The following is a 17,031-nucleotide window of genomic DNA, read 5'->3' as shown; positions in this document are numbered from 1 at the left end:
AAACCCGCCCCGCAACGGCACCAAGATTGCTCTTATTTAACCTTGAGAGGTCTTGGAGGCTGAATATGACAACCTATAGAAAAAAGCTTTTATTAGTGAGTTCACTGATTGCTGTGGCAGTTATTGGTATTGCATTTCAACAACAACACGAAACCCACGTTGATAAGGCTCCGGCTGCGGTTACAGAGCTGGCCAGTCGATCTACAGAACTGGGTACGGCCTTAGTTAAACCTCTTAAGTCCGATTCAGAAATGGATATTAAACTCACCGACCCTGCCATGACAAAAAAATGGGGGCTTGAACTCACCGATTCATACAAAGCATGGAGCGGCGATGTGAAAGCCACTGGCAGTCGCGATATCGTGGTGGCCGTCATTGATACAGGTATTGATATTCATCATGTGGACTTGCAAAAAAACCTCTGGGTGAACAAAGGCGAAGTGGGAATGGACGCTGAGGGTAGAGATAAGGCGACCAATGGCGTCGATGACGATAATAACGGATTTATTGATGACGTCCACGGGGTGAATTTTGTGGGGCAAACCACAGATCTCTCAGACAACCACGGACACGGCACTCACATTGCCGGCATTATCGGCGCTGAAGGCGGCAATGGTGTGGGTATTAGTGGCGTGGCTCCTCGCGTGAGTTTAATGATTCTTAAGTATTACGACCCCCATGCCTATGGCGGCAACAATCTCAACAACACGGTACGCGCCATTGACTATGCCACGCGCATGGGTGCCCATATTATTAATTATTCGGGCGGAGGCCTACAGCCCAGCGAGAGTGAAAAACAAGCCATTGCCCGTGCCCAGAAAAAGGGCGTGCTGTTTGTGGCCGCAGCGGGAAATGAAAAGTCTAATTCTGATGTGAATGGCTACTACCCGGCAGACTACGAGCTGGACAATATCATTTCTGTAACAGCTATCGACCGTGGAAAAAACGTATTACCTAGCAGCAATTACGGAGAGCAAACCGTAGATATCGCAGCACCTGGTAACGATATTTTCTCCACTCTCCCCAGTGGTCAATACGGCCAAATGACCGGCACTTCGCAGGCCACGGCGTTTGTCTCTGGCGTGGCTGCACTCATTAAAGCCAAATACCCTGACTTCGAGGCCAAAAAGGTTATTCGCCACATTCTTGAAAATGGAACTGAAGATGAAAAATTAGTGGGAAAAACCCGTTACCGAAAACGTCTTAATACTTACCGGGCCCTGGCTAACCTTGACCAAGATGTCACCGTCAATGGAACGGTGGCGAAAAACACTCAAAACCTTTCTCCTACGGCATTTGCCGCCACCGCCGATCCTGTCCTAGAACCCAATGAAGATCTCACGGGAAGCGGCCTCCTGGCCATTACCACCGGACGAGAGATCAATGCGTTTTTGAGAGCCACTCAAAAAGTGATTGTTGCGGAAGAGGCCAACAAACGAGCCCAAAAAACTCGCGAGCTGCAAAGCGAGTCCGAGGCACCACCTCAGGAATAAGTGTGTTCGGTCTAAAAGTGGGACTTAAAAAATCTTAAAGTAATACTTTAGGGCTACCACAAAAAACAAAGTGGCAGCACCCAATCCGGTAAGGTTTCTCAGTTCAGGCACAAAGTATCCAATCACAATCACCATGGTACTTAGAACAATCACAAAATGACTGAGGCGAGTGCCCAAAGTTTTTCGGCGCCGCTCAAGATCTTGTCGAGCCGGCGCATGACTCTCCACTTTTGCCACTGATAGCGCCATAACCTCACTGTGAAGTTTTTTAGCCGTGTCATCTAAAGGGTTGAGCTTGAGCATCTTTTGATAACGATCAGCAGCATACTCTAGATTTTCACCTTTTAAGCAAGATCGCAAAAACTCTTGATGAACATTTTCATCCGTATAGTTATCCACGACCAGTTGCCATCGATTTTTCTGCTCTTTACTGGCCGAGACATCGCCTTCCGACTCTTGCAGGCGAAATTTAGAAAAAATCAGACCGCATTTCTTGCAGTCTTTTTGCTCCGCATAATAGGGCTCGTTGCACTTGGGACAACTGAAGGGGGCTTGGGCCGGAGCCACGGGCGCCTCAACATTGTTCTCTAACTTTGGCTCTGGGGCGGATGGGGTGGACTCTAGATTGCTCGCCGCACCAAGGGGCGTGCTCTTTAACCATGAGACCGGAAATCCAATCATGGCCTCCTGCTCGAGACACTCCGGAAAGGGCACCCAAAACTGCGTGTTGCAACTGGTGCAAGCAAATCTCGGGCGCGATTCAGAGATCTCAGCCGCCTTGACGCCGAAGAGTTTAAAACACTCCGGACAACGCACCTTCACAGAAACTTTTGAATGGGAATTTTCTTTTGTTGTGCTCTCAAGATTTTCCAACTGGCTCCCCCGCGCCGTTTAGTGATACAAAAGATTATGCATCACCAGACATTGTCTCGACGTACCGCCGTCATACTTAGTATCGTAACAGGAATTTTCACGGGCACAAGTTTTATTCCCTTTCCGCCATGGGCCCTGCTGTTCTGCTTGGTACCGCTCTGGATGGTCTGGTTGAACGAGTCGTCATACAAACGATTGTTTTTTTATGGATGGCTGGCTCAATTCACCACCACAATCATTGGTTTTAATTGGGTGGCCTATGTCTCACTCGAATTTGGCCACATGCCATGGCCCGTGGCTTTATTAGTACTCATTATTTATTCGAGTGTGGCAAATCTCTTTATGCCTTTCGCCGCCGTTACCTTTGGATTTTTGCGGGATAAATTAGACCTTAAACTTTCTAGCCAATTGCTGTTGATGGTTTTGCTGACACATCTTTTTCATGAATACACGCCCACTGTGTTTCCTTGGAATTTAGGTTACCCCTTGTTGTGGGCGAAGGCCCCAGCCTATCACCTGGCAGAGTGGATCGGTTTTGTGGGCCTTAGCCTTTTGGTTTTATTTCTCAATGCCTTGGTACTTTGGGTTTGGCTGCACCGAAAACAACAATTCAAAAATATGGCCCTATATACTATTTTGGCCACCGTCACTGTGAGCAATGGCCTTGGGTTTTATATTAGTATAAATCAGCCCGCTCCTGATGCAGAAATTAAGGTGTTGATCGTACAGGCCAACGTGGGCAATCTTGAAAAGGTCTATGCCGAACAAGGTTGGGGTTTTCGCGACACCATTGCAAAAAAATACATGAATCTCACAAAGTCGGCGCTGTCTGATCTTTCTGAAAAGCCGGACTTTGTGATCTGGCCTGAATCCGCTTATCCACGAACACTCGACGAACAGACGATATTTCGAACATCACAAAGTGAACTTCTGCGATTTTTTGCCACTCTCGATTTGAGTTTAATCACCGGCGCCTACGGAATTGGCAGTCAACAGGGAAAGCCAACAAACTCGGTGTTTGTCATTCGCTCTGGAAAATTACAGGAGATTCACTATAGCAAATTACATCTGCTGATTTTTGGCGAGTACATCCCTTTTTCTGATCGCTGGCCTCAGCTTAAGAAAATGATTCCTGCTGGTGATTTTGAACCTGGTACTCAGCCCCACGTACTGCCCTTTGACGAAACGCTCCTGGGCCCGCAAATTTGTTATGAGAGTTTGTTTCCAAAGTACACCAAGAACGTGGTTGACCTCGGCGCCGAGATACTTGTTAATGTCACTAATGACTCGTGGTATGGCACTTGGCAGGAGCCTTGGCAGCATTTGTATATGACAGTGGGTCGAGCCGTTGAGTTCAGACGGCCTCTTGTACGCTCCACCAACACCGGAATATCGACAGTGGCCTTGGCCACAGGCGAAGTTCAACAGCTGTCACCGATGCTTGAAGAGTGGACGGGTTTTTACAAGGTCCCCTATGTTAAAAACCCACCTGCCACGATTTATAAAAAATTGTTTTGGTTTATTCCTGCCTTGGTTTGGCTACTTACGGTGGGACTGATCGTAAGGGCATGGCGTGAACGAATTAAAATCTCTTGATTGGCAGTCGCTTTTAGAAACACTTAAAGGACATGCAACCAGCGAAGAAGGACGCACAAAACTAGCGTCCACGGCCCCATTGAGCTCTGAAGCCCAGGCCATAGAAAGCTTTAATGAAATTGACGAAGCGCGATCTGTGTTGGCGCACGGGCGACGTCCATTTATGGAAAGCTTGGATCTGTTTCCCACATGGCATCAACGCCTTGAAAGAAATGCCACGCTTAAACCCATGGAGCTTCGCGATGTTAGGCATTTTTGCCTAGAGGCCATTGCTTTACATGAAACGCTAAAGCCCTTTTCATCACCCTGGGTGACTCAGGTTTTTAAACAGCTGATGAAAGCCGATGAACCCCTTTCAGCCATTGATCAAATCATGACTCCTGATGGCGATATCCGAAAAGATGCCAGTGAAACCCTTTTTAATTTGTCGAAGGAAAAAGAAAACCACATTCGAAACATTCAAAATACCTTAGATAAATTGGTCAAGAGCCATGACATGGATCACGTCCTTCAAGACAAGTACGTGACCAACCGTGAAGGCCGATGGGTTTTACCTATAAAAAGTGGCATGCAACACAGCTTTGAGGGGATCATCCATGCCTCAAGCCAAAGCAAACAAACGGTTTTCATGGAGCCTAAAGAAATCGTGCCCGTAAATAACCGTCTGCGACAGGTCGATGCTGAAATCGAAGCGGAAGTGGAACGATTATTGGTTCAGCTTTCGGGGTTTTTAAGCTCACTGCAAACGGATTTCAAAAAAACCAAAGAGTTAATGGTGCAATCCGATGTGCGATTAGCCCAGGGTCAATTAGCCTCTCGCCTCAACGCTAGTGCCTGTGAGTTTTCAAAAGATACCATTGAACTGCACGGCGTGCGCCACCCGCTTTTGGTCTTACAAAATGAAGCGGTCATTCCTAATAGCGTGGTCGTTGATCGCAAAAACCACGTATTGCTTCTCTCAGGGCCCAACGCTGGTGGTAAAACTGTACTTCTTAAATCTATTGGTCTTGCTGCCCAAATGGCTCGCTGCGGACTCCCCATTTGCACGGATGAACCTTCAACCCTGCCGTTTTTTCATCGGCTGTTTGTGGCCGTGGGTGATTCGCAAAGTGTTGACGCTCATCTTAGCACGTTTGCAGCCCACCTAAGGCTTCTTGATGAGGCCACACAAGTGGCGGGAGATCAGGATCTGATTTTAGTGGATGAGATTTGTGGGGCCACCGATCCCGAAGAAGGTGCGGCTCTAGCCAGAAGTTTTATTCAAGCCTTTTCTCGCGCCGGAGCCTTTGCCGTGATCACCTCCCATTTGGGCGCACTTAAATCGGGGTGGGAAGACACTTCGGGCGTGGTGAATGGCAGCCTTGAGTTTGACAATGAGCGGGGTCCCACTTATCGATTCTTAATGGGTGTGCCGGGGCAATCACTGGCCATTCAAACGGCAAAGAGAGTGGGCGTAAAACCAGAAATTATTGAAGCTGCGCTTGAGCACCTAAGCCCTGAGAGAAAAAAATATCACGAGAGTGTTAAAGAAATTGAAAAAATGAAGCAACAGCTCAGTCAGTTGCAAGACCAATTTCTTGAAAAATCCCGGCAGGCAGAAAAAGAACGCCTCCAATACGAGCGATTGCGAAAGCAGTTTGAACATGACCGGGAGCAAATGCTCGGCCGCACCATAGAGCGGGCCGAGAAAAAAGTCGAAACCATGATTCAACATGCAAAAGTGGACGAAGTTTTTAAAAGGCACGGTGAGCTACAAAAAGTGAAAGCTGATCTTCCAGAAGTAGTGAAAACTCCAACTAGCCAGCAACAAAAAATTGAATCCGCAGAAGACTTCACAAGGGCCTTTCCGCCAGGCACGAAGGTCTTTGCACCGAGTATTGCAAAAGACGCTGTGGTGCAAAGCCGGCCAAACAGCAAGGGCGAAGTGGTCATTCTCGCAGGTCCCATGCGAGTCACTGTTCTTTGGAATCAATTGAAGCCCCCGCACCATGCGACGAATCCCACGCAAGAGATTTTGCGACACACAAAACACTATTCCGTTTCTCCAGCTGAAGGCGATCGCGTCGTGGACCTTCGCGGACTTTCAGTGGAAGAGGCCATTTCACAACTTGAAATTCAGCTGGATAAAGCAGCTCTCGGCCAAGAAGATCGCATTAAAATTGTGCACGGACACGGCACAGAGTCGCTCAAAAAAGGCATTCGCACCTATTTATCAAGAAGTGTTTATGTTAAAAAATGGTATGCGGGAAATAGCGAATCTGGTGGCGGTGACGGGTTGACCTGGGCCGAGTTGGCCTAAATTCCCGGCACCTGGGCAGGGGCTGGAGCCTTAGGATCACACTCTAAACTTTGAGCTTTTTTTATGCCTTCTGCGGCAGGTTCCTTCAAAAATGAAACCATGCAACTCCAAATATCTTTGCGACCGGATTTGGTCAAAAATTGTTCTTCCGAGTGAACCTTTGACCACAGTACAGATCCTTTTTCGTAGGCATACAAATAGCGCCCCCACAACTCGCTGTTAAATCGGGCCTTACTTTCATCAAGAGTAGGAAACACCACGTGACCTGAAATTTCAACCTCAACACATCGACCTACCGGCCCACAATTGTAAATACCTTTAAGAATGGACGCTATTTCCACACGAGTGAGGGCTCCACTTTTTGCTCCGATCCACGATTTTGAAAATTCCCAAGTATCGCCCACAGACACCGGCTCCTGCGGCAATGAAATGGGTGGAACATAGAACACACTGGTGGGAGGATAGTCGCCGGCGCGAAGCACTTCCCCTGTTGAGCTATATATCACCTCTAAAACTTCGTTGAGCTCTGGAAAAGCCAAGTCATGCAGGTCCACAAGACCATCTTTACTTGTGGTCGCAATCTCTACCACGATGGATTTGTCTTTGGGATCGACTCCCTTAACCATCGAGCGAATCGTGAAATCAACGATTTCATGCTTTTCGCGCACCAACTGACCCTCTTCAAAATCTTCGTAGTAACTACTTGAACGATATTGATTGATTTCTTCTCGACCGGACACAGCTTTAAACTGTAAATTCACTGGCCCCTCTGACTCTATAGACTTTAATCCAGTGGCGCAGCCAGCTGCCGATAACAGGACAAAAAACCAAAAAATGCGGGTCATTTTCAATCTCCAGCTTTGCATGGCCCCAAGCCTACTTGAAGAACCCTAAACAAGCCAGCCCTAAGCCGAACAATTCAACTGTACAAGTGCGCAAAGCAGCAAAGCTGATAAAATAGAAGGCATGATCTACGAAAAATTATTTATAACAAAGTTTAGTCCCTTTATATTTTTTTGGCTCTTAATCAGCGGGTGCGGCCCCACTGGAGTGGTGAGAGACACTGACACCCTCACCAGCCGCGGCGGCAGTGATACGACCACTGGAACCGTGCGCGTGGATGGCGGTCTTCTTGCCGAGTGTAACGCCTTTAGCGATCAAGTCACTGAGCTCAATGGACAAATCAGCACATACTATGATCCCCTTACCGGACAATATGCTCCCACCATTATTCGCCTCCACCTAGAGAGTTATCCCGAGGCCATCGTTAATTCTGATAACTACTATGTGCAATTCTTCCGCTGGGCGGAAGACATTCCTGGCAACCGCGTGACCAATAGCCGACCGGTGAGCTTTTATTTTGTTCAAGAAGGTTCGGGCATGACCATTTCGGCACAGACTCCGGTTAATAAAATTAGCAAGGCCACCATTAATAATTTGATTCAAGAATTCAGTCTCAACATTAGCGGCACAACCACCGACAACTTTCTAGATCGATTCCTGATCATCATGACCGATATGTCCATGCAATATGACGCCGTTAAAATGGCCGTCTATGATGACAGCCAAGGCTCCTCGGCCATTGCCTATTACGACGTACTTTTACCACCGTTTTCAGCCAATCCAGCCAACTATAATGCCCTTCACAAAGCCACCGCTTTACAGGCCTTGCACCCCCTTCAACACCTGATCAACAGTGGGGCTACCGATGTTGAGTTTTACAACTATTCAAAAGAAATGTGTGCCGGCTTTTTTCAAAAACTAGATACCAGAAACCCAGCTTCGATAAAGCCTGTGTCCGGATTGTGGACCCGCATTTGGACATGGATTAAAAATACATTGTCGGTGATTTTCTAATTAGTGACTGGCTTCTTGCACCACTTCATCGGCCTGCAGATTCTCGCCATGGCGATAGCGGTCAAGAAGCCCCTCATCAGTGGTCGGAAAAGAAAACAACAATGCGTGACTATTTGAAGGTGTGTCTTCCAAAGTCACCACCACATAATAAATAGCGCCTGGCCCCTCTTCATGGAATTCTTTAATAAACGTCACCAACACGTTGCCCATTGAGTCATTGTTTCGCCAAATCTCATCGGCCTCCTCAATGGCTTCTTCACGCAAATGGGCAAACTCTCTAAATTCTTCTTCTCTAATATCGTGATCACTGCGCACCTTCAACATGGCCTCATAAAGGCCACTGGCCAATGGCTCACCCTCAAGGAGAGCGTCACCATCCAATGCCCCAGGCGACGCATTTTCAAGAATGCGGTCATAGACAATCTCACCGCGCTGATAATGTTCGGCTAATCGAATATCTCTCGTTGGAAAATGCAAATAAATGAAGCTTGGCATATCACCCGCCATATAGGCTACCGCCACATGAAAAAGAGCCTCGTCTTCATTAGGGCTGTCAAATTCGCGAAGATAGATGAATACCTTTTTGTCTGGCAACGAGGACTCATCCTCCCAAACCTCATCTGGGTCTTCAAGTAGGCGAACGAGATTCTTTTCGTAGCGGGCAAAGTCTTTATCATCTAGATCGTTGCTGGAGCGAAGCTGAAAATATTCTTCTTCCAGCTTCACCACGTCCTTTTCGAAATAACCAAAGAGCTCTTCTTCCGTAGAGAACTTCAGGTCTTTTTCTTCATCAACAACAATCATATCTTCACTCTTCTTGGCTCGTTTCTCACTCGCCATAACATCTCCATATCTAAAAGCTATGTCATTGAGCAATTTGAGTCGACGAAAATCGTGTCTCATTTTGAAACACCGAGCTGAAAATTCTTAATGACTAATGACTCATCGGGATTTGCACAAAAAAACATCACCTCACATTAAATTTTAGGACCAATGTCTGGGTATGTCAAATTTCCTAGATTTCAGGCTTGATACTGCGGGGATTTCTTTCTCATAATTGATATAAGAGATCCGTAGGATTCTCAACAGGGCAGATGATGGTCCAGATTGAGGAAAACAAATTACAAAAAATCGAAGTCCTGCTCGCGCAATCTATGCGTGGCATTCACGTATTGTTCGAAAATGAGACAATCGCGCAAATACTTCGAATCCCCACTGAAGAAATTGATTTCTTCAGCTTCGACAATATGGATCGAATTCAGTCTCTTTTTACCGGACTCATCAATAAGACCACCTTTGAAGAAAAACGGTGCTTCCTAGAAAGCCTTGATGGCGACTCCTATGAAACCCTAGTGCGGGCCTATTTTCACATTGTTGATAACACCGTACTTGCGGCCACCCTCGAAAAACACTGAACTTCGTTGCGTAAATTGGGGCCTCAGTTGTAAATGATTACATTTTAGACTATTGTGCCGTTATGGGACTTTTGAAACTTCAAAAAATTGACGTGGACACCGAAGGTTTGGTGCTTCAAATTCGCAAAGAACTTGAACGCTCAGGCATTGGGGAGTTCGCCAAGTCTGCATACCTCGTAGGCTCGTCTGTTGATGGAGAGATGACAGCAGAATCAGACTTAGATGTGGTGGTCGTGTTTGATAAGATATCCCAATTGAAATTGGCTCAAGAGCGCACGATAACGCCGCCCAATCTTGAGTGGCCCATCGAATGGATTCTTCTTTTAGCTAACTCGTTCGACCGAGATTCTCAAGTTGGTGGAATAGCTTACATTGCAAAAAACCATGGAATAAAAATTCTATGAGGTCGTCGACTGGGCCAAACGAGAGGTGGCTGGGCCACCTCTGAAACCTCGCGGCGAGTAAGTGGCCTCTCCTGAAACCACTTTGCCACGTAGAGCTCCAATCTGGCCGATCGTGGGCTCTGCGACACCTTGACAGCTACCCATCTTCATAAGGCCACCGCAATTTAGCAAAATATCGAGAATGCCTTAAGTAGCATTCTTTTTTTGCCGACGAGAGATGCATGAAATCTCTGGGCAGAGTCACAGTCTTGATTTTTATTTCACTGACAGGGGGGCTGGCTGGCGCTGAATACCGGGCCTTTCGGTTGCGCATATTTAACCCCACCCTTGAGACAGAGCGCTTTGTCTTATCGACCTTAGACCATGTTCAATACCCCCAGTATCACCCACTCAATCGGGGTGAACTCATTGAATACGCCGAGTCGTGGATGTGCTGGGAAAACACCGCGCCAGCCCGGTACACCCCCATCTGCGAAAAACCCACAGCCACCGCTGACAATAGCAGTTCTGGACCACAAACCGAACCATAGTCGCATGGGTCCTGACCCAAAATATTGATACAATAATGATATAGGGAGAGGGAAGTCTCGCGTTGCACAGTTATCAACTCCGAGCAAGATACCATCAACTCATAGGATGTGAGTTGAGAAAAAAGGAACCCAGGAAGGCTCCAAGATGGCCAACGAAGTTTCAAAATTTCGAATCAGCCAAGATGATCAAATAAAGCAGATCAACGATCGCTATCGCCAACGAAAAAAAGATCTCATAGAAACTAGTGAAGACAAGTTGAAACAGCTTCGCGAAAAATACAATTCTGAAGAGCAAAACCTCCGCCGTCATGGTGAAGCCACCGTTAATCACATTAGAAAATCCAACGATGAGCGAATTGACAACATCAAAGCCACCTACAGCGATGAGATTCAACAAAAGCGCCAGGTAAACAACCAGCAGCTTCTGAACCTACAAAACCAAGCCAAGGCCCAAAAGACTGAGATGCAAAAAGAATTGGGCCGAATTGAACAGCAGTTTGATGATCAAATTAATCAAACCAAAATTCACAAAAATCAAGTGCTTGATCAGGAGTATAAGACCACTCAAGACCTTCAGAAACAACAAGAAGTGAGACGAAAGGTCATTGGCGAAGAGTCTAATAAACAACTACAAGATCTTCGTGAAAACACTAAAAAGGCAGAAACAGAAATTCGGGAACAACATCGAGATGAACTTAGAAAAAAAGGTGAAGAGCATCGCAAGATGGTGCAGCATGCTCAGAAGGCACAAATTAACGAATTCAATCACACGAGGGACACTCACCGCCAACGCCTTGACCAACTCAAAAACGACAACACCGAAACCTACAACGAAGAGCGCGATCGCCACAATGACTCTCTCCACTCCATGAAAGACGAAAAAAAACACCAGTACGACCTTGAGTACTCTGAAGCCGACAAAAAGATCGCTGATTTAAAAAAACAAAACCAGCGGCAGTTGGCAACTGAGCGCACTAAAGGCAGTGCTCAAATTGGCAAGGTAAGAACGGAATACGATGCCGAAGTGGCCCGAGTGCACAAAGATGGCGACCGAGAACTCTCTTACCAAAAACAAACCTACGACCAAAGAACCCAGCAGCAAAAGGCCTCGTACCAAGACAAACTTGAGCAAATGCACAAACAGCACGAACATGAGATAGCCAATGCCACTGAGGGCCACCAAAAGAGAATGGAAGAAAATCAACGCGTTCAGCGAAAAGACCTTGCCAAGCAAAAATCTGAATTTGAAAAAAGCTTCCATCAAAATCAATCTCTTAACCGGGAAGCCATTGAAAATCAACGCGAGCGCCTCATTGATTCGCTACAAAAAGAAAAACAAGAAGTCATGGAAAGCTACGGCAAATATTCTGACAAAAATCATGACCCGTTTTATCGCCTGCAGAATCCGAAAACAGAATTCGCTGACAGAGCCTCTCACTATGAAATTCGAGCCTGGGTACCCGAACACGAAGCCCACAACGTTGATATACGAGTCAAAAAAGATCATGTGGTCGTCAGCGGCAGCCGGGGGTTTAACGACACTGTGAAAAAGGACGGGCATCGATTTATAACAAATAACTTTCAGAGTTTTCGTGAGGAGATCCCACTCGATCAGCCCGTGGCTGAAAAGCTCATTCAACGAACCTACGAAGACGGTGTGCTCACCGTAAAAATCCCTAAAATCGGTAGCGTTTAAAGAAAAATTGCCTTCGGGCTAGATGCGGCGACGCTTAATTAGCGAACTGACTTCGTTCACCATGAAATGCAATCGAGAATGAAGATCTTGCAATTGACTGATGTTGGCCCGCAACTGCTGAATGCCATCACGATGATAAACAGAAGATTCTTGGGTGGGTAATTCCACATAAGATTGATGGATAGGAGTCACTTCCGTGGCGGGCTCCACTTTCATTTCAGAAACCATCTGACGCTGAATCTCTACAGATTGGTTATTTAATGCCATTAAAAACTCCCTTTCCTTTGCCTGACCCGGGTTTTGAACAATATCCTTACTGCATGACCTACCGATTTCTTATCTTAGGCCCAGGTTAACAAAAACAGAAACTTAAATTACCTTACATTTCTAAAATCCACTTTAAGACATGCACAGCAGGTATTATTTACACACCGCTCAATTGTACTCACAGCGAACCGAGCTTAAATCCACAAAGCTCAAGTCTGTTCGCACAAGGCCATTGAGCAAAGTGGGATACATGACGCTTGATTTTTCTTCGATATGACCAAGCCCCAGCACATGACCAAACTCGTGTACCATTAAGCTTTTCATATGAACTTTAGAAAAATCCGGTTCCTCATCGCCCACGTAGAAATCAAAATTTTTGTTATTAATTCGAATATCCGCTTCGTAAACCTGAGACCCCGTCCAATAAACTGTGGTTCGAGCCTGTTCGTTGGATTTATTCTCTTCCCAGGTATCTAAATAGTTAATGGTGGAGTATCCATCGCGGGTGGGGGCCACCGGGCCGGTGGCTCCAATACTCACTTCAAGAACGCGCTCACCGAGTTTGTCGTTCCAAACGTCAGCAGCCTCTCTAATGGCGTCTCTATATATGGCAGGTACAGAGTCATGCACGAACATTCGAATAGTCTGCCCGCCCCAAGATACACGCTGCCCCTTTTGGTTCACCACAAAGTGACATGGGTCTTCTTCGGGCACAGGACGACCGCAGGCCTGGATCAACAGGATACTATTCAATAACAATACGAGCATGAGCAGTCGTTTCATCACGGCTAGAGCGCCTCCTTCTACCTTCAAACAAGGCAAGGGTTGTGCCGCGAGACCAGCTTGTAATGCCTTGATATGATTGATTTTTTTTGATGAGCCCAAAAATGGCCGTTGCGACAGGGGGTTAGCTCGAAGCCGCAGAGCCTCCACCGCCTCAGCCACAACATTCTAAGTAATTGATTTTATTGATTATTTCTGGTGTCTAGATTTCCAACAGGAAAAACGCGCAGAAATGTCACTTTTTGAAGGGCATTTTGGCCGCATCAAGAAAAAGTGTCGTTTTGACCCCAACACCCTCTTATACCTCACCAAAGGTCTGTGTATTCGGGCCTTATATTTGATTTGGACACAGTGCCTGACCCCAATTTTTTGGTCCAGCAATTGCGATAGGGATAGTTCACCATCCAGGCTCTGACCCGTATCCGGGTGACCGATGAGCCGAAAGTTCCTACAAAGTCCTATCACTGCCAGGGGGGAGCGAACGCTCCCCACCTCCAGCCTTTTTTCTGGAATGCTCCTAACAGGTTATCTGCTGCTGTGCGCCGCCAAACCAGGCCATGCACCAAACGCTGTTGCCCACTGACCCTGCCCTATGACATTAAATAGCTCACAATTACAGGACGATGCCGCTCAGCATATGAGGGAGGTTTGGGCATGGATCTAACGCCATCAACCACGGGGAGTCTCACGCCTATGTCTAACAATCACATGTCATCACCAGAACACACTCATTTATTTGAAAGTAAGGTCCTTGAAAAAGGCCAACTGATTTTTTCAAAAATGGGCGAGCAATCAGGGCCCTCCATATTCAATAGCGACTGGTGGTACGGCCGCATTATGGATTGGTCCATGAAGAATGTGGAATTTAAGACCAACATGTTTCGATTTGTCGATGTGTTTCCCTACCTCAATTCAGGCGCCGAGGTCACAAGACATTTAAAAGAATACTTTGCCGAAAATGGCGGAGAACTTCCACCCGTGTTTAATTTTGGAATGGGCGTCAGCTCACTGGCCCCAGGGTTACTATCAAGGGCCATCAAAAAGAACATTGTCCAAATGGCAAAAATGTTTATCACTGGAGAAACTCCTGAAGAAGCCTTGCCTAAATTAAAAAAGGCCCGAAAACAAAACTTATGTTTCACAGCCGATCTCTTGGGAGAAGCGACTCTTTCTGAAAAAGAAGCTCTTGAATATCAAACGCGCTATCGGGAGCTACTTGTTGGCTTGGTCAAAGATGCGAAAAGCTGGTCGCATCACTCACTTCTTGACGAAGATGATCGCGGCCCCATACCAAAAGTGAATGTGTCAGTGAAGCTGACTTCGTTGTATTCACAAATCAACGCCAAGGCCTGGGATGAAACTGTTAACACTCTCGCTGATCGCCTGCGCCCGTTGCTCCTTTTGGCCAAAGAGAATTTTGTTTTCGTCAATGTGGACATGGAACAATATGATCATAAAGACCTGACCCTTGCCGTATTCAAGAAATTGCTCCTTGAACCTGAACTTCGAGACTACCCGCATTTTGGAATTGTTATTCAAGCCTACCTACGAGACTCCCTTGCCGACCTGCATGAGCTTGCCACATTTGCTAAAGAGCGCGGCACAGCAGTAACTGTACGCCTAGTTAAAGGCGCCTACTGGGATTTTGAGACTATCCACGCCGAACAACAGGGTTGGCCCATTCCTGTTTACACAAATAAAAAAGAATCTGATAAAAATTTTGAAGATTGTGCGCAGTTTGCTATCAACAATATTCAACATGTGCGGCTGGCCATTGGTTCACATAATGTTCGCTCTATTTCTGCCGCTTTAATTATGGCCGAAGAAGCGGGCCTTTCGAAAAATGCCATTGAGGTTCAAATGCTCTATGGTATGGCCGATTCCATTAAAAAAACTTTAGCCAATGAAGGATATCGAGTTCGCGAATATGCCACTATTGGCGAGCTGATTCCTGGAATGGCTTACTTAGTCAGGCGACTTCTAGAAAATACGTCGAACGAATCATTTTTGCGCTCTAAGTTTTCTGAAAACATTCCCACAGAAAAGCTTATGCAAAACCCGGGGCTAGGTCTTGAGCCTTCAAGTAACCAACCAAAAACTCTAAGCCGCGCTTTTCACAATAATCCATTTACTGATTTTGCGATTCACAGTGAGCGGCAAAAGATGGAAACGGCGTTGAGGGATGTGCAATCCACCATGGGTCAAACCCACCCCCTTGTTATTGATCACAAAAATATCAATACCGAGAGAACCATTGATCGCTATAATCCTTCTCATCCCGATCAATTGGTGGGACGAATTTGTCTGGCCTCTAATGAACACGCCGACCTCTCTGTAACGTCAGCGCGAACAGCCTTTACCGCATGGAAAAAGGCGTCGGTGAATACACGCACGCAGGTGCTAAAAAACCTGGCTGATATTTTAGAGCGAGATCGCTACACTTTAGCGGCCACTCAAGTGATTGAGTGCGGAAAACCATGGTCAGAGGCTGATGGTGACATTGCTGAAGCCATTGATTTTTGCCGCTACTACGCAGCAGAAATGCTTCGAATCGCTAAAGGCGACCGTACGGGCTCAGTGCCCGGTGAGAGCAACTGGCTTCACTATCAACCCATTGGCGTGACTCTAGTTATTGCGCCATGGAATTTCCCTCTGGCGATTTTAACCGGAATGGTCACAGCGGCGGTGGTTACAGGCAATACCGTGATCATGAAGCCGGCGGAACAAAGCTCTGTGACGGCATCGCTGCTGATGAGTGCTTTAAAAGAAGCCGGCTGTCCTGCCGGCGTCGTTAATTATTTGCCAGGTATTGGCGAAGAGGTGGGTGAATACCTCACTGGGCACAAAGATGTGGATCTCATCGCTTTTACCGGCAGTAAGGCCGTAGGACTGCACATTGTGAATAAGGCCGGACAGATTGTTTTAGGCCAGCGACACGTCAAAAGATGCATTATTGAAATGGGCGGAAAAAATGCCATCATCCTAGATAGTGATGCTGACCTCGACGAAGCCATACACGGTGTGGTCTATTCGGCCTTTGGTTTTCAGGGTCAAAAGTGTTCTGCCTGCAGTCGTGTGATTGTACTTGAAAGCATTTATGATCGGTTTGTTGAACGGCTGGTCGAGGCGGTGAAAAGTATTCGCGTGCTACCAGCTGATAATCCCGCAGCCTTTATGGGACCGGTGATCGACGAAGAAGCCCAACGAAAGATTTTAGGCATTATTGAGGAGAGCAAAGCCACGGCGACCCTTGCCTATCAAGGTGACGTACCGAAAGAAGGGTTTTTTGTACCTCCCACGGTGTTTACGGACGTGGATCCCCATTCGTCCTTGGCACAAGAAGAAATCTTTGGCCCTGTGCTTGCCGTGATCAAGGTGAAAGACTTAGAGACTGCCCTGCAAGTGGCTAATGATGTTGAATACGGCCTCACCGGTGGTGTGTATTCTAGAAGTCCTGCAAACATTGAGCTGGTAAAAGAGGAGTTCAATGTGGGCAACCTCTACATCAACAGAGGCATTACGGGAGCTCTCGTGCAACGACACCCCTTCGGAGGGTTTAAAATGTCTGGCCTTGGCAGCAAAACGGGGTCTCCCGACTATTTGTTGCATTTCATGCATCCCAGAAATATTTGCGAAAACACCATGCGCCGAGGCTTCGCCCCCGACGCGTAAACCGTCTCATAGTGAAACACGACGCCCAAAAATATCGACATTTTCTGCCAAAAATGTCGATATTTTATGACCTAGGGCTGTTCCGACAAAGTTAAAGTGTCCGCTTTTTTCACAAAGTAGAAATGTCCGCTTTTCTACATTGAGTC

At 46.7% G+C, this 17,031-nt stretch carries 14 protein-coding genes; 9 read left to right on the top strand and 5 right to left on the bottom strand.

Translation table 11 applies throughout. The features are described 5' to 3' along the window. The first annotated feature begins 65 nt into the window (after window positions 1-65). A complete protein-coding gene (locus H6626_00540; protein ID USN47611.1) occupies window positions 66-1,493 on the top strand; it encodes a S8 family serine peptidase in 1,428 nt (475 codons plus the stop codon). Window positions 1,494-1,517: 24 nt separating this feature from the next. On the opposite strand, the gene H6626_00535 is transcribed toward H6626_00540, so the two are convergent. Beyond that, the gene (locus H6626_00535) at window positions 1,518-2,366 is read right to left on the bottom strand and encodes a hypothetical protein (GenBank protein ID USN47610.1); all 849 of its coding nucleotides are present in this window, start codon (window positions 2,364-2,366) and stop codon (window positions 1,518-1,520) included. A gap of 171 nt (window positions 2,367-2,537) precedes the next feature. Between H6626_00535 and lnt the strand changes: the two genes are divergently transcribed. Both lnt and H6626_00525 read left to right on the top strand, forming a co-directional pair. Continuing rightward, window positions 2,538-3,962 (top strand): apolipoprotein N-acyltransferase, encoded by a 1,425-nt coding sequence (lnt, locus tag H6626_00530; GenBank protein ID USN47609.1) that lies wholly within the window; start codon window positions 2,538-2,540, stop codon window positions 3,960-3,962. Continuing rightward, complete coding sequence (locus tag H6626_00525) at window positions 3,940-6,261, top strand: Smr/MutS family protein (GenBank protein ID USN47608.1); 2,322 nt, start codon at window positions 3,940-3,942, stop codon at window positions 6,259-6,261. Before lnt ends, H6626_00525 begins: the two co-directional genes overlap by 23 nt. Here the strand turns inward: H6626_00525 and H6626_00520 are convergent. Then, window positions 6,258-7,106, bottom strand: a complete 849-nt coding sequence (locus tag H6626_00520; protein ID USN47607.1) for a hypothetical protein — start codon at window positions 7,104-7,106, stop codon at window positions 6,258-6,260. The two genes, H6626_00525 and H6626_00520, sit on opposite strands and share 4 nt — an antisense overlap. A 208-nt stretch (window positions 7,107-7,314) precedes the next feature. On the opposite strand from H6626_00520, the gene H6626_00515 reads away from it, so the two are divergent. Further along, window positions 7,315-8,118: a hypothetical protein gene (locus H6626_00515; GenBank protein USN47606.1), complete on the top strand. Its 804-nt coding sequence runs from the start codon at window positions 7,315-7,317 to the stop codon at window positions 8,116-8,118. On the opposite strand, the gene H6626_00510 is transcribed toward H6626_00515, so the two are convergent. After that, the gene (locus H6626_00510; GenBank protein USN47605.1) at window positions 8,119-8,958 is read right to left on the bottom strand and encodes a peptidase; all 840 of its coding nucleotides are present in this window, start codon (window positions 8,956-8,958) and stop codon (window positions 8,119-8,121) included. 257 nt (window positions 8,959-9,215) lie between these two features. Here H6626_00510 and H6626_00505 point away from each other — a divergent pair, with 257 nt between their 5' ends. From H6626_00505 to H6626_00490, 4 genes are all read left to right on the top strand, one after another. Next, window positions 9,216-9,533 carry a hypothetical protein gene (locus H6626_00505; protein ID USN48915.1) on the top strand — a complete coding sequence of 106 codons (318 nt, stop codon included), beginning with the start codon at window positions 9,216-9,218 and terminating at the stop codon, window positions 9,531-9,533. Window positions 9,534-9,604: 71 nt separating this feature from the next. Beyond that, window positions 9,605-9,937, top strand: a complete 333-nt coding sequence (locus H6626_00500; protein USN47604.1) for a nucleotidyltransferase domain-containing protein — start codon at window positions 9,605-9,607, stop codon at window positions 9,935-9,937. 221 nt (window positions 9,938-10,158) lie between these two features. Next, window positions 10,159-10,467 (top strand): hypothetical protein, encoded by a 309-nt coding sequence (locus H6626_00495; GenBank protein ID USN47603.1) that lies wholly within the window; start codon window positions 10,159-10,161, stop codon window positions 10,465-10,467. A gap of 145 nt (window positions 10,468-10,612) precedes the next feature. Continuing rightward, window positions 10,613-12,163, top strand: a complete 1,551-nt coding sequence (locus tag H6626_00490) for an Hsp20 family protein (protein USN47602.1) — start codon at window positions 10,613-10,615, stop codon at window positions 12,161-12,163. 18 nt (window positions 12,164-12,181) lie between these two features. Here H6626_00490 and H6626_00485 read toward each other — a convergent pair whose 3' ends face one another. Both H6626_00485 and H6626_00480 read right to left on the bottom strand, forming a co-directional pair. After that, on the bottom strand, window positions 12,182-12,430 hold the full coding sequence (locus H6626_00485) for a hypothetical protein (protein ID USN47601.1): 249 nt from the start codon (window positions 12,428-12,430) through the stop codon (window positions 12,182-12,184). 168 nt (window positions 12,431-12,598) lie between these two features. Next, entirely contained in the window at window positions 12,599-13,213 is a 615-nt protein-coding gene (locus H6626_00480) for a matrixin family metalloprotease (GenBank protein ID USN47600.1), read from the bottom strand. Window positions 13,214-13,921: 708 nt separating this feature from the next. Here H6626_00480 and pruA point away from each other — a divergent pair. Beyond that, on the top strand, window positions 13,922-16,885 hold the full coding sequence (gene pruA / locus H6626_00475) for an L-glutamate gamma-semialdehyde dehydrogenase (protein USN48914.1): 2,964 nt from the start codon (window positions 13,922-13,924) through the stop codon (window positions 16,883-16,885). Window positions 16,886-17,031: the final 146 nt, after the last annotated feature.

The organism is Pseudobdellovibrionaceae bacterium (assembly GCA_023898385.1).
Classification (GTDB): domain Bacteria; phylum Bdellovibrionota; class Bdellovibrionia; order Bdellovibrionales; family UBA1609.
This window is presented reverse-complemented; position numbering and strand designations above follow the sequence as displayed.